Genomic DNA, 13246 nt, shown 5'->3' with positions numbered 1-13246 from the left:
GAAATCCGCAAGCTTGCGGAGCAGTCGGCCGCATCCGTCAATAACATAAGCCATATCATTTCGAGCGTAAACGGTCAGATCTCGGATGCGGTGGAAGCCATCGGCACCTCGCGCACGCTGTTTGCCGACCAAGAGCAGGCCGTGAGGGAAACGGAATCGATCTTTCACGAAATCTTGGTTTCGGCCAACAGCCAGATGGACAAAACGGCGGAAGTGGACGGGCATATCCACGTCATGGTGGAAAAACGCCACGAACTGACGGACGTTTTTACGAACATTTCGGCCATTACGGAAGAGAATGCGGCCATTACCCAGGACGTATCCGCCGCGGCCGAAGAGCAGCTCGCCACGATCGAGGATGTTTCCGGCTATCTGAGCCAGCTTAAAGGCCTGTCCCGTGACTTGGAAGAGAATATTAGAAAATTCACGATCGGCAAATAAACGTTCTATGCGAAAAAGGCCCGGTTCGAGTCATGCTCGAACCGGGCCTTCATTTTTTCAGCCGATCACGTATTCGTGGAATCGCTCGTAATCCATCTGTCTGCATTCCAGCGTCAATCGGGTTCCCTCATTTTCATATTCGGTCGCTTGAATGTCCGCATGCTCGTTTAAGTAAGACACCACTTGGCCCTGGTCGTAAGGAATGAGCATTTCGCAGCGGACGTAGTCTTTGAACACATAGCTTTTGATGAGATCAACCAGCTCGTCGACGCCGATCCGCGGTTTGGCCGCCATATAAATGGCGTTTTCCTGTACTTCCGGAATGTCGCGGCCTGCCAAATCGCATTTGTTGTACGCGAAAACCGTGGGAATATCCGTGACCCCGATATCCTTCAGCGTGTTTTCCGTGATTTCGATCAGCTGCTCGTATTTTTCGTTGGCATAATCCACGACATGGATCAGCAAATCCGCTTCGGCCACCTCCTCGAGCGTCGAACGGAAGGCTTTGACCAGATGATGCGGCAGCTTGCTGACAAAACCGACGGTGTCGGTGAGCAGAAAGCTTTTATTGTCTTCAAGCTGAATGTTCCGCACGGACGTTTCCAGCGTGGCGAACAGCATATCCTTTTCGAGCACGCTTTTTTCTTCGGCGTTTCCCGCCGCCCCGAATCTTTCGATCATGGCGTTCATGATCGTCGATTTGCCCGCGTTGGTGTACCCGACAAGGGACACGACCGGCAGCTCGTTTTTCTTGCGTTTTTTGCGCTGCGTCTGGCGCTGGAACACCAGCGACTCCAGCTCTTTGTTCAGCGCCGTTATTTTTTCCTCGATCCGGCGGCGGTCCAGCTCCAGCTTTGTTTCCCCGGCCCCCCTGTTTTTCAGGCCGACGCCGCCGCTTTGCCGCCCCAGGGATTCGCGCAGCCCGACCAGCCGCGGCAGCATGTACTGCAGCTGGGCCACTTCGACCTGAAGCTGGGCTTCGCGCGTCTTGGCCCGTTTTTCGAAAATGTCCAAAATAAGAATCGTCCGGTCGATGACCTTGCATTCCAGGTCGGCTTCCAGATTGCGCAGTTGGGAAGGGGACAGCTCATCGTTGAAAATAATCAGGTTGGCTTCCAGCCCTCTATACAAACCCGAGAGCTCTTCTACCTTGCCCGTGCCGATGTAGTGGGACTTGTTGACCCGCTCCATGTTTTGCGTCAGCTGGCCGACCACCTCTACGCCGCAGGCTTCCGCGAGGTTGCCGAGCTCTTCCATCGAATAGTCGAAATCGCGTTGGTTGTTCAAATTGACGCCGACAAGAACGGCGCGTTGATCGATCGTTTCTAACAGTTCAGGTTGTTTCATATATGAAATCCCTCCAAGTGATTATTATTTGCCTCGAAATTTTGGAAAATCCCCGAAACAAACGAAAAAACCGCAGGCTGCTGCCTGTGGTTCCAGGAACGAACGAGAGTCACGGATGCCTGAGACGCCGGCCGCATGCCAAATAAAAAGCCAAAGAGGCTTTTAGATTCGCATCCATCCGTTAGGTCAGGAAAACGGCCGCCTTTGCAGCCGTCAAGCGTACCCGAAAAACAGCAAAGGAGGGGCTGTAGAAGCCTCTCCCGCCGTAACCCTTGCGCGCCTGAAGCCTGAAAAGACTTAGACGGCACGCGTATGAATATATTGGGTTCATCCGAAGATATGCATACCAATCCCGTTCGCCCTGCACGGGGCAGAGCCTTTGAGCACTATTCAATTAGCGGCACAAAGAGAAGAAACGGAATTTAATATTAATCATAACTTCGCGAACCCTCCGATCATTGTAATTGTTACCATCTTAACACATGAATGCCGTTTTCACAATTCCAAAGTTTTGAGGCGGGTGAGGGAAGCCCTTTTACTGAGCCGCCTTGCTCACCGTCGTCCGGTTTCGGCCGTTTTCCTTGGATTGGTACAAGGCCTCGTCCGCCCGCATCACGAGCTCCTCGGCCGAATGGCCGTGCGCCGGAAATGCCGAAATACCCGCGGAAATCGTGATCGGTTGGCCGGTCGGGCTTTTGGTGATGGCAAGCTGATCGCGCAGCCGATCCGCCATATCTTTTGCCCTGGCCAGTCCGGAGCGGTTGATCAATATACCGAACTCCTCGCCGCCATAACGGAAGCATACGTCTTCTTCGGAAGCGACCAGCTTCATCAGCCGCGACAAATAACGAAGCACCTCATCGCCGACCACATGCCCGTACGTATCGTTCACCAGCTTGAAATGGTCAATGTCGATCAAAATGAGCGCAAACGGCATGTTGCTTTCCAGCCAGCCCGCCATCACGCCGTCAAAACCTCTGCGGTTGACAAGGCCGGTCAGCTCGTCGACGTTGACTTCATGCCTGAGATGCGTCAAATCGCGGTTCATGCTTTGCAGCGCAATTTTCACGCTTTGCGATAACAGCCTGACCTCGTAATAATAAGAGTGGATGTCCGGAATGTTCTCGGCAGGCACGGGTTTCAAGGTGGCCTCGTCCGAAAACCGGGCCAGCGTATGCAGCGGCTTCGCGATCCGGCTAGCGACCCACCAGGCCAGAATCAAAATCAGCAGCAGGAACGGCAGCGAAAACAGCAGCATCCGATTGACCAACAGATTTAACGGCTTGTCGATCACTTCGTATGGAGTCTGGGAAACGATGCCCCACGAGCTGCTTGATTCGTACGCATAACCCGCCAGAAAAATTTCTCCCAAAGAATTGGTTACCTTCTGGGAGCCGGTTTGGCCCGATATTACCTTCCGGACGACTTCGTTTTGAACGACGTTCTGCCCGACCCGTTGCCGGTCCGGATGGAAGATCAAATCTCCGTTTTTTTCCACGACGTATACGTAAGAACCGTCCCCGAAAAAATGCTCCTTCAGCATCGTGCTGAGCACGTTTTTTTCCTCCAGGTAAATCGTGCCGCCCACAAATCCTTTATAGGCCCCGTTTTTGTCCTCGATGGGAGCTGAAATTAGAATGATGAGCCGCCCCGTCGTCGCACGGTAAGGCTCGGAAATAAAAGGTTTTTTTATGTCAACGGCTTTTTTGCTTTGCTCGGAGGTCAGCTTGTCCCCCACGGATATTCCGGTCGTATGCGGGCTGATCGCCTGAACGACCCGCTCGTGGTCTGCAACGACAATCGAATTGAAATATTGGGTGTTCTCCTGAAACAGATCATCGAACAACTGCCGATCCATCGTGCTTTCCCGCCCGGAAATGACGGCGATTGCGCGGAGGTTATCCTGCATCGTTTTCAGCAATTCGTTCGCGTTGGCCGCCATCTTTTTCGAATACGATTCGTTTTTGTTCAAATAATTGTCGATCAAGGAAGTTCGGTTAACCTGTACGGCAGAGGTAATGCTCGTCAACATCGTAAGCAAAATCGCCGTGATCACCAACAGCGAAATGGTAAACCGGAGCGTAATTCCTTTTTTCATAACATGCCTCAAAATCTCATCCCGCCTGCTCCATAATTGTGGAAGATCTGACTTCTTCCGTGCCATGATGACATTATACAACAGAGCGGATGTCACAATATACAAGAATTAAGAAAAACGGCAATCGACGTACTTTCACAGAAGACGGACCGTGGATATCCCCTCACGGGATTTGAAAAAACGCTTTGGTCGTTTTGGCCGTGCCGTTTGCGACTTCCTCCACGTCTATGCCCATGCAGGAAGCGACCACCTTCGCGATATGCGCCAAAAATGCAGGCTCGTTCCGCCCGTCCTTCGGCTTCGGTCTGAGGTCCCGCGGCGTCAGATACGGCGCATCCGTTTCGATCATGAGCTGATCGAGCGGAATGTCTTTCACCAGCTCACGCAGATGCTGTCCGCGCCGCTCGTCGCAAATCCAGCCGGTAATGCCGATATGAAAGCCCATCTCGAGGTAGGTTTCGAGCTCTTCCCGGGTACCCGTAAAGCAGTGCACCACCGATTTCGCGATCATGTCCGGATAATCCCTCATGATGGCGGCAAAATCGGCATGCGCGTCCCGTTCATGCAAGAACAGCGGCATTCCCAGCTCCCCTGCAAGCTGAACCTGCTTCTGAAACCATTCGCGCTGCATATCGCGCGGCGAAAAATCGCGGTTGTAATCCAGTCCGCATTCGCCGATGGCCACCACCTGCGGAAGCGCGGCAAGCCAGCGCAGCCGCTCGAGCGTACCGCTGCCGCATTCCTTCACGTCATGGGGATGAACGCCTGCCGTGGCATACAGCTTTCCGGGGTGCGTTTCGGCATAACGCGCGGCTTCCTCGCTGCTCCTTACACTGGTGCCGGTTACGATGAGCGGCGTAACTCCAGCGGCCTCCGCCCGTGCGATCACCTCCTCGCGGTCCTTGTGAAACGAGCGGTTCGTCAAATTTACTCCGATATCGATCATTTGCGGTTGCATTTTTGATCCCTGCCTTCTTTTATTTTGAATCGGATTTTGCAAAATCCTGATTTTCTTTGCGGCTGCCTTCATTTTCCATCGTATTTTCAAAACGAACTGAGGTATAGTATACTACATATAAACAGAACAAATGTTCGCGATATGGAGGTGAGGATCCTTGTCCAAAAAAATGTACGAAACCCAAACCGTCAAGCAAACGCTGAACAAGGTGCAGGCAAAAAGCATGCCCTTCGATTGGTCCATCAATCCCTATCGCGGGTGTGCCCACGGCTGCAGCTTTTGTTATGCCCGAGGTTTTCAGTCTTTTATCGGACGGGAAGCCGACGATGAATTCCAAAACCGGATCATGCTGAAAACGAACGCGGCCGAGGCGCTGGAAGAGCAGCTGTCGCGGATGGCCCGGCGTTTCCGTTACGATATCGGCGAGCTTCGGCGGCATGTCGGCTTGGTTGTCCTGGGGACGGCGACCGATCCTTATCAGCCGGTGGAAATCAAGGCGCGGATCACCCGCGCCTGCCTTGAGGTGCTCGCCAAATACCGGATCCGCACCAGCATCACCACGCGTTCGCCGCTCATTTTACGCGACCTCGATCTGCTCAGCCGTATGAACGTCGATTCGGTCAACATCAGCTTGAATTCGCTTGACCCTTCCGTCATCCGGATGATGGAACCGGGAGCCCCTCCCCCCTACAAAAGGCTTGAAACCGTGAAACAGCTGTCGGCAAACGGCGTGCATACCGGCCTGTTTATTGCGCCCATCCTGCCCTTCCTGACGGATTCGAAGGAAAACCTCGAGGAATTGATGACCGCAGCCAAAGATCATCAGGCCTCGTTTGCGATGACTTCGCTGCTCCGTTTGTCGCCGGACGTGAAAAACTGGTTTATGCATGCGCTCGGGCAGCATTATCCGGAGCTTGTTCCACGGTACAAAAGCTTGTTCCAAGGCGCCTATCCCGATCCGCGTTACGCGGAAAAGATCAAGACGCTCGCCGGCGGGCTGAAGCAAAAACTCCGTCTGTTCGACGACGCGCCCGAGAAGCGAAGCGGCGGCTGCAAGCCGGAGAGAATAGCAGGCAGCGCCGCGCCTTTCCAACCCGAAATGCCGCTTCCCTCCCCCGAGGTGGAGCAGCTCAGCTTTCCGTTCTAAAAAAGAAAAACCCTGCAAAAGCGCAGGGCCTTTCATTTTACCGGCGTTCCGGCGCCCGGTCCGTCCCATCCAGCAATCGTTCAAGATCCGCCTTATGATACCGCGCCAATCCGCCGTTGGAGGAACCGATATAGATGTCGCCGCCGGGGCTCATATTCAGCAGTCCTTCGATGCCTCTCCGGTAATGGGCTTCGGCGAAATCGAACTGCAGGTCATGCAGCCGGCCCGCCACGCCGCCGTCCTCCTTCCGCAGCACAAGCAGATCGGAACCATACCCGATCAGAAGGTAACGCGATAAAACGGCAAAACGGGTCTTTGCCATTTCGTCCATCGTATACGGGCTTGCAGATTCAAGGGAGGTGACGGGCATCTGCCAAAGTAGCGTCCCCTTTTCGAGATCGACGGCTGCCGGCCGCCCGTTCAGCACCGCGTACAACCGGTTTCCGTCGACCGTACCGTTTACCGCCTTGCCCGGCAGCGTCCACAGGCTGCGCTTCTGGACAACGTCATACAGCACCGTTTCCTCGATCCTGGAAGGATCGAAGTCGTCCGCCTTTTCGGAGCGCTGCACCAAAATATATCTGGAATCGTTGGTCGTTTCGAAACGCTCCTGCGGATGCCACGGGAATCGGGCAAGGACCTGCCCGTCATCCCCGTTCAGCAGCATCCATTCGCTGCCCACCAGGAGCCATCGGCTGCTGTCGTGCTGCAGCGGCTGGCGGATATTGCCGTAGGCGGCATAAGGATTCCACTGAGGATCTTCCTTGGCCGGACCGGCGCCGGCCACGCTCCACCGCTCTTTCCCGTCCAGCGGATCCAGCGCCGTCAGCTTCGCGCCATCCTGCAGCAAGATATACGGATCTTCCGCGTCGGTTTCGAGGATTTGCTGATTGCTTTTCAGCGTCCTGTTCCAGCGCTGTTTGCCCGTTGTTCGGTCGAGCACGCTCAACACCTCGGAAGCCGGTTTCGAAGCAAGCGTTTGCTGTAAAAGGATGACGCCTTGGGCTGCAAACATCCGAATCTGGCGTTCCTTCGGCAGCTGCTTTTCCCATAAAATACGCCCATCCTGCAGCCGGAACTCGCGAATGCGGGCTTCGTACTTTTTCTTCGCGGGATCATAATCCGTAAATACCGCCGCCGTATTGCGGGAGGCGTCCAGCGAAACGCCGAACATCCCGAATCCGGCGTCCGCCTGCCACAGCTTTTGCCCGGTGCCCCGGTCGACGGCATAAACGGAAGACGCGTAATGCATTCCGCTGAATCCGCCGTCATCCCCGTTGACGAGCAGCACCCGATCGGTGGCGCCAATCAGGTAGGCGTAATTCAAGGTCCCTTGGTTTCTCCATGCCGGCTTGGCATGAATCGTCGCTGGAATGGGCATCGTCCGAAAATCATATGTAAACCGGTAATCGCTGCCCGCCGTTCTGTTGATTTCCAGCTTTCCGTCGGCGGGAAGGATCCATTTCCAGGCGGCAAGCCTGCCTTCCGGGGAAAAGGCGACCGCCAACTGAGCCTGCGGACGTTCATAACGCCAAGTGATGCCCAGCCGCATCGGTTCGCCCGGCTCCGCCAGATTGGCCGACCGCTCCTTCACGTCAGGGGCGCCCAGCAGCTTCTGCACATTAGCCGCGCTATCGCCCTTTTCGAGCAAAAATTCGGTCAAGTTCCTTGCAAGCTCATCCGGCACGGCGGAATCTCCGCTTAAAACCCCGGTCGGGATTGCCCTTTTCGAAGCGATCGCCTGCGTATTCATCCAAAGCAGCACGGGTCTGTACACCCGGTCATCCCCATGCCATCCTTGGGGGCTGACCATCACGGCCGTCCAATCCTTCCACTCCGCCAGCGCAACGAACTTCATGCCCTGCTCGGGCGGGGCCCATTTCAAGCCGCTCCCCGGCGCGAGCGAAAGCTTGGTATCGGGCTTGACGGCGACATATGACGGCGAAACATCGACGATCGACTCGGCCGCATCCGACGTATACCAGCGGGGAATCCAGCGGCTGCCTTCCTCATTCGAAACCGTTAAAACAAGATCCCCGGAAGCGGAGCCCGGCGAATTTCCTGCGGCTCCGGACGGTTTTACATTTGCCGATTCCCCTGTTAACCCGTATCCCGCAGCTTTCAGATCCTCCCACCTGGAAGCGCTCGTGAGCTGATCGGCAAAATAGGGCGTTTTATAACGAAACACAAGCTTGCTTGCAGGCTGAACCTGCTTTGACGCGGACGCTGCGGAGGATGCCGCCATCCCCGCAGTGCCGGGCACGCTGAGCAGCATCGCGGAAGATGCCGCAAGGACCGCCGCGCCGGCCAAAAGCTTCAAAGGTTTGAATCGCATAACGGAACCACCCTTTTTAATAGATTCCCATGACATATGAACCTTCAGCGTAAAACGTTCCCGTGTGTGCGTCTTTACATGCTGCTCTATTTCCGTTAAAAGCGTTCGCCAAGCTCCTTCAATGACCTCAGCACGTAATCGATGAGCTCGGGCAAATCTCCCATCTGCTCCTCGTCGATTTTCCGCCCGAATCTCAGCTCGGCTTTGTTCCGGCAGCCGTTCCGTTCATCCCCGTATACTCGGGTTAAGGTTTGAACAAGCGGAATATCCGGCCAGATCGTTTTTAAGATCCGTTCGATTTCGGCGCATTCCGTCTCGGCTTCCGTCACGTTCATCCCGAACCCGATCCTCAGCCTGCATCCCGGCCTCACGTCTTCAATCTCCAAAATCTCGGCGGACAAATCGGCCAAGGACGCCTTCAACCCGATCTCCGCAATAACCTCCGGTCTTCCCGCCAATTCGAACCGGATGGCAAACTCCCGGGACATGACGGACATTTCAAGCCGGTCGTCGCGGCCGATGATCCGGATCAGGCCGTCGATATTATCGAGATCGTACAATTGGTTTTCAAGGGCCACCTTAAGATTCTCGAAAATCGTCGGATCGAACATCACCATGGGTCCGCCGCGTATTTCAGTCCAATCTGTTTACGCGCTTCCTCCATCACCTCGGCGACCGCAAGCGACGTTTCGTGGGAATTGATTTTGCTGCAGCGCTTGCCGCGGCGAATCATGCGGATAAATTCCTCCAGCTCGTAATACATCGATTCATGGATTTGCTGCTGGGTCAATTCTTCCACGCTGCCGTCCCGGTACTGAATTTTCACGTCGTACGGCTGGTTGATCCGGTCGATGACCATCGTCCCGTTTTCCCCTTGAATTTCGGCGGGCAGGAAAGAGTCGGATATTTTCGAATACATGACGACCGCGTCCATTTCCGGATAGCGCATAATGACGCTGCCTTCCCCGTCCACGCCGGAAGAGAGCATGATGCCGAACGCCTTGACCGAATCCGGCTTGCCGAACAGGGACACGAGCGGATAAATGCAGTAAATGCCCAAATCCATCAGCGCCCCGTTCGAAAATTCCGGATTGAACGCATTCAGCACCGTGCCCTGCTTAAACGCGTCGTAACGCGAGGAGTATTGGCAGTAGCCGGCAAAATAACGGCGCACCTGGCCGATTTTATACAGATTTTCTTTCATGATTCTGAAGTTCGGCATCAGCGTGGATTTCATCGCTTCCATCAGCACCACGCCGTTGGCCTCGGCCGCCGCGATCATTTTCCGCACCTCGCCGCTGTTCGAGGCGAGCGGTTTTTCGCACAGCACATGTTTGTGGTGGTTCATGAACAAAATCGCCTGCTCCGCATGAAGCGAATTCGGGCTGGCGATGTACACCGCGTCGATCTCATCGCTTGAAGCCATCTCGTTCAAATCGGTATACACCTTGGGTTCGCCGAACTGGGCCGCGAATTCGCGCCCCTTTTCCTCCGTGCGGGAATACACCGCTTTCAGCTCGAAATCGTCATTCTCAAGTGCCGCATGCAGAAAACGTTCCGTAATCCAGTTGGTGCCAATCGTTCCGAATCGGATCAATCCAATCATTCCTTTCCCCATATATCAGGATATTGCATGAAATGAAATACCGTTTGCAGCCTTCAGCCTTCAACCTTCACCCATCTCCGGTCCTGCCGCATCGTCCCAGCCGGATGCTTCCTCATCCGCCAGGCTTTGAATATCTTCGGTGCCAATGCTAAGGTAGCCGTAACCTTCTTCCTGCTGCAGCTTCAATGCGCGTTCCTTGTAGAACCTGGCGCTGCTGCCTTCACCCGTTTCCTCGTCGTATACGAGAAGGATGCCGTCGGTTTTGCGGAACAGCAGATCGTCCCTGGCCCTAAACTGCCACGGCCCGCTGTAAGGCTGGCGGCTGACCGCCCCATAATAATCGATTCCCTGCAAAATCCGGTTGTAGTACTCTTTTTTGTCTTCCTTCCAGTTCTCTTCGGGATGCTCAAAAGCCGTGATGATGGCAACTCTCAGGTCGGGGTACTGCCGCTTCAAGGCAATCGCCGCCTCGCAGGCCCATAAATCGACCCCGTATTGACCGGGCGAAATCACCCATTCCAGCCCTTCCTCGGCCAGCTGAACAAGCTTGGCGGTGACGGCTTTTTGAATGTACGCGATTCCCGGGTGCTTTTGCCCGAAAATGTTCAGCTCATGCGCGCGGTATCCCGTTACGAGCACGTTTTTCATCGCAAACCCCTTATTTTCCGTTAAATTCTGACTTGCTTCGGGATTTCTGCAAAATCCTCTCTATCGCTTTCCTCCTATCATACCCCGATTCTTTCGGTGATTTCCACTGGTATGTCGGAGATTGAAGCAAAAAGAGCCCTGCATTTCCCTATGGAAACGCAAGGTTCTTGAATCGTTACAGCGAGATTTTCACTTCGGCGTTCATGCCGGGCAGCACCTTGGACGACGCCTGGTTGATCGTGATTTTGACGGGAATCTTTTGCGTCACTTTCGTGTAGCTGCCTGTCGAACTTTGCTGCGGAAGGACGGAAAATACGGAATTGGTCGCATATCCGATCGATTTGACCTCGCCTTCGAAGGTGGCGTCCGGGTCCCCGTCGACCGTAACGTCCACGCTTTGGCCGATGCGAACGTCCTTCAGCTGGGTTTCTTTGATGTTGGCGATGACGTACAAATGATCCATGTCCGCTTCCTGCGCCAGCACCTGGCCGGCCTGCACCGGCACGCCCGCACGCGCGTCGTTTTTAATGATTTTGCCCTTCATCCGGGAGCTGATCGGGACGACCTTCGTGCCGTCGGACACGCCGCCGACGATGTTTTTGTCGCTGACGTCGGTTCCCTCCTGAAGGTTCCAGCTGGTCAGCACGCCTTGGGCGGGAGCAACGACGGGCATCATGTCTGCAGCCACAACGGCGTCCTCCGTTTTGATGTAGTTGGTTTTTTCGTAATAAAAGTAGGCGCCTGCCGCTATAAAAAAGCAGATGACGAGCACGCCCACAACATTGGCGATGATTAATCGGGTACGGCTAATCATATCGATCGTTTCTCCTTATTTCGTAAAATGTATGGCGCTTGGCGCGAGATCGGTTGGTTCCGGCTTCGGCATCATCAGCCGCTTTTCTTTTTGCACAAGCGATCTGCCTTTGCCGGTGACGATTTTCCCTACCGAGGCCAGCAGCATGATCACGCCCACGCAGGCCATGATCGTAAACAGATGGTGATACGCGCCCAAAATCGCCGCCCTTTTCGTATGAACGATCAGTTCATAGGAGGCCATGCTTTGGGCTTGGGCCGCCGGAAGCCCTTCATTGATGAGGCCGCGGGTCATTCCTGCGATTTCCGATTTGGCCTCGCCGCCAAACAAACCGAGACGGCTGCGAATTTCTTCATAGTTGACGGCGTTTTGCCGCGTTAAATACCACCCCAGCAGCGGCGTCACGACCGCCCCGGCGAAATTGCGGATCGAATGCAGCGTGACCGATCTCATCGAAGCTTGGTGGATATCGCCCGCTAGCGCCGTCCCCAGCGCTCCGCCGACAAGCACCATGCTGACGCCGGCCCCGAGCAGCGCAATTTGGAAATACAACGCGTTCAAGGAAATTTCAGGCCCCATCCCGCGCCACTGCAGGCTGACGTAAATGACGGCCAGCGAACCGGCCAAGCCGAGAATCCCGGCGCCCAGACGGTCAAACAGCAAAGTTTTCAAAACGGCCGTCACCACGATCCCGACAAAAAACCAGATGTAAAAATGAACGAGATACCGGTACGGCAGGTTCAGGTTATTCCGCAAAAAGCCGTTGATCCCCGCAATCGCCAAAATGAGGCAGACATGCGAGGCGATCGCCATCACGGTGCCGGACACGGGTTTTGGCGCCTTCAGCGTTCGGAACGGAACAAGCGGCGCCGGGGATTTGAGATCCATGATGATAAACAGAACCAGAAGCATGCCTGCGACGGCCAAAAACGGCCAAACGTACAGCGAGGCAAAGCCTTTCTCCACCAAATTGCACAGCGGCACCGTCAGCGAAAGCATCAGCGCGGCAAGCAGGAACAAGTTGAACTTGCCGACAGGCTGCGTCTCATGTTCTTCCTTCCCGTGCGGCAAACCGATAAAGCCGACCATCAGGCACAGCGCGGCCGAGACGATATTCAAAATAAACAGCCAACGCCACGCGCCGACGGTGAGCGATACGGAGCCGAAGATGGCGCCGACCGCGCTTGCCCCGAACAACCCGATAATAACCATGAGCAGAAAGAAGTTGCGGATTTTATTGGGGAACGATTTTAAGCTGACGGGCAAAATGGTCAAGAACAAACAACCCGCGCTTAACCCCTGTATGGTTCTCCCGATCGTCAAGGAAACCGAATCCCCTGCAAACACGTTGACCACGGAGCCGGCGAAAAATATCGCGACAAACAGGAGATAGTTGCTCCGCAGCCCCCATTTCCGAGTAAATACAGGGCCCAAAGGCACGCCAAGAGCAAAGGCGATGTTGGACAAGGTGGAGGGGAGCAGGAGATCGTTTGAACTGAGATCGAGGCCGTTCTGGATAATGACCTGATTCATAATGTAAGACAGATTGATAAAATACTGCGGGCCGATCGCAAAGATCGTCAAAATCGAAATGATCAGGTACGACGGCAGCGGCATTTTGACCGAGTCGGAGACGGCAGCTAGACGGCCTGACGATAATTTCATCAGACTCCTCCTTTCGTGTAATGATCCCATGGCTGCGCGATTTCTTCCTGAAAAGATTATATATTGCAAACAGCAAGTTGTATTATACAATATATTTTTTTGAACATGCAATAGTCATTTTTTTCATGGGAAGGCGAAAATCCCACCGCAAAACGGGGCCCCAGGGATTCGATACCAAGTCAAGGTG

Annotated in this window: 11 protein-coding genes; 2 read left to right on the top strand and 9 right to left on the bottom strand. The window is 54.6% G+C overall.

Features of this window, described 5'->3' with window-relative positions:
• The coding region (locus GQY55_RS29815) for a hypothetical protein (protein ID WP_201452271.1) at window positions 1–441 on the top strand (441 nt) is incomplete at its 5' end.
• 57 nt (window positions 442–498) lie between these two features.
• Here GQY55_RS29815 and hflX read toward each other — a convergent pair.
• The 3 genes from hflX to GQY55_RS29800 all read right to left on the bottom strand — a co-directional run bounded on the left by hflX (window position 499) and on the right by GQY55_RS29800 (window position 4844).
• Window positions 499–1788, bottom strand: coding sequence for a GTPase HflX (hflX, locus tag GQY55_RS29810; RefSeq protein WP_160045549.1), 1290 nt, complete (start codon window positions 1786–1788; stop codon window positions 499–501).
• Window positions 1789–2323: 535 nt separating this feature from the next.
• On the bottom strand, window positions 2324–3886 hold the full coding sequence (locus GQY55_RS29805; RefSeq protein WP_160045548.1) for a sensor domain-containing diguanylate cyclase: 1563 nt from the start codon (window positions 3884–3886) through the stop codon (window positions 2324–2326).
• Window positions 3887–4049: 163 nt separating this feature from the next.
• The gene (locus GQY55_RS29800) at window positions 4050–4844 is read right to left on the bottom strand and encodes a TatD family hydrolase (RefSeq protein WP_160045547.1); all 795 of its coding nucleotides are present in this window, start codon (window positions 4842–4844) and stop codon (window positions 4050–4052) included.
• Window positions 4845–5001: 157 nt separating this feature from the next.
• Here GQY55_RS29800 and GQY55_RS29795 point away from each other — a divergent pair, with 157 nt between their 5' ends.
• Complete coding sequence (locus tag GQY55_RS29795) at window positions 5002–5991, top strand: SPL family radical SAM protein (protein ID WP_160045546.1); 990 nt, start codon at window positions 5002–5004, stop codon at window positions 5989–5991.
• A 37-nt stretch (window positions 5992–6028) separates the two neighbouring features.
• Here GQY55_RS29795 and GQY55_RS29790 read toward each other — a convergent pair whose 3' ends face one another.
• The 6 genes from GQY55_RS29790 to GQY55_RS29765 all read right to left on the bottom strand — a co-directional run bounded on the left by GQY55_RS29790 (window position 6029) and on the right by GQY55_RS29765 (window position 13059).
• Window positions 6029–8326 carry an outer membrane protein assembly factor BamB family protein gene (locus GQY55_RS29790; RefSeq protein WP_160045545.1) on the bottom strand — a complete coding sequence of 766 codons (2298 nt, stop codon included), beginning with the start codon at window positions 8324–8326 and terminating at the stop codon, window positions 6029–6031.
• Between the two features lie 95 nt (window positions 8327–8421).
• Complete coding sequence (locus tag GQY55_RS29785) at window positions 8422–8937, bottom strand: hypothetical protein (protein WP_160045554.1); 516 nt, start codon at window positions 8935–8937, stop codon at window positions 8422–8424.
• On the bottom strand, window positions 8937–9932 hold the full coding sequence (locus GQY55_RS29780; protein WP_160045544.1) for a Gfo/Idh/MocA family protein: 996 nt from the start codon (window positions 9930–9932) through the stop codon (window positions 8937–8939). The genes GQY55_RS29785 and GQY55_RS29780 overlap by 1 nt, the downstream gene beginning before the upstream one ends.
• A 60-nt stretch (window positions 9933–9992) precedes the next feature.
• A complete protein-coding gene (locus GQY55_RS29775) occupies window positions 9993–10580 on the bottom strand; it encodes a DUF1273 domain-containing protein (protein WP_160045543.1) in 588 nt (195 codons plus the stop codon).
• Between the two features lie 175 nt (window positions 10581–10755).
• Window positions 10756–11391 (bottom strand): HlyD family secretion protein, encoded by a 636-nt coding sequence (locus tag GQY55_RS29770; RefSeq protein ID WP_160045553.1) that lies wholly within the window; start codon window positions 11389–11391, stop codon window positions 10756–10758.
• 18 nt (window positions 11392–11409) lie between these two features.
• On the bottom strand, window positions 11410–13059 hold the full coding sequence (locus GQY55_RS29765) for an MFS transporter (RefSeq protein WP_236575956.1): 1650 nt from the start codon (window positions 13057–13059) through the stop codon (window positions 11410–11412).
• Window positions 13060–13246 lie beyond the last annotated feature (187 nt).

This window comes from Paenibacillus sp. USDA918EY (assembly GCF_009870825.1).
Taxonomy (GTDB): Bacteria; Bacillota; Bacilli; order Paenibacillales; family Paenibacillaceae; genus Paenibacillus_AQ; species Paenibacillus_AQ albilobatus.
This window is presented reverse-complemented; position numbering and strand designations above follow the sequence as displayed.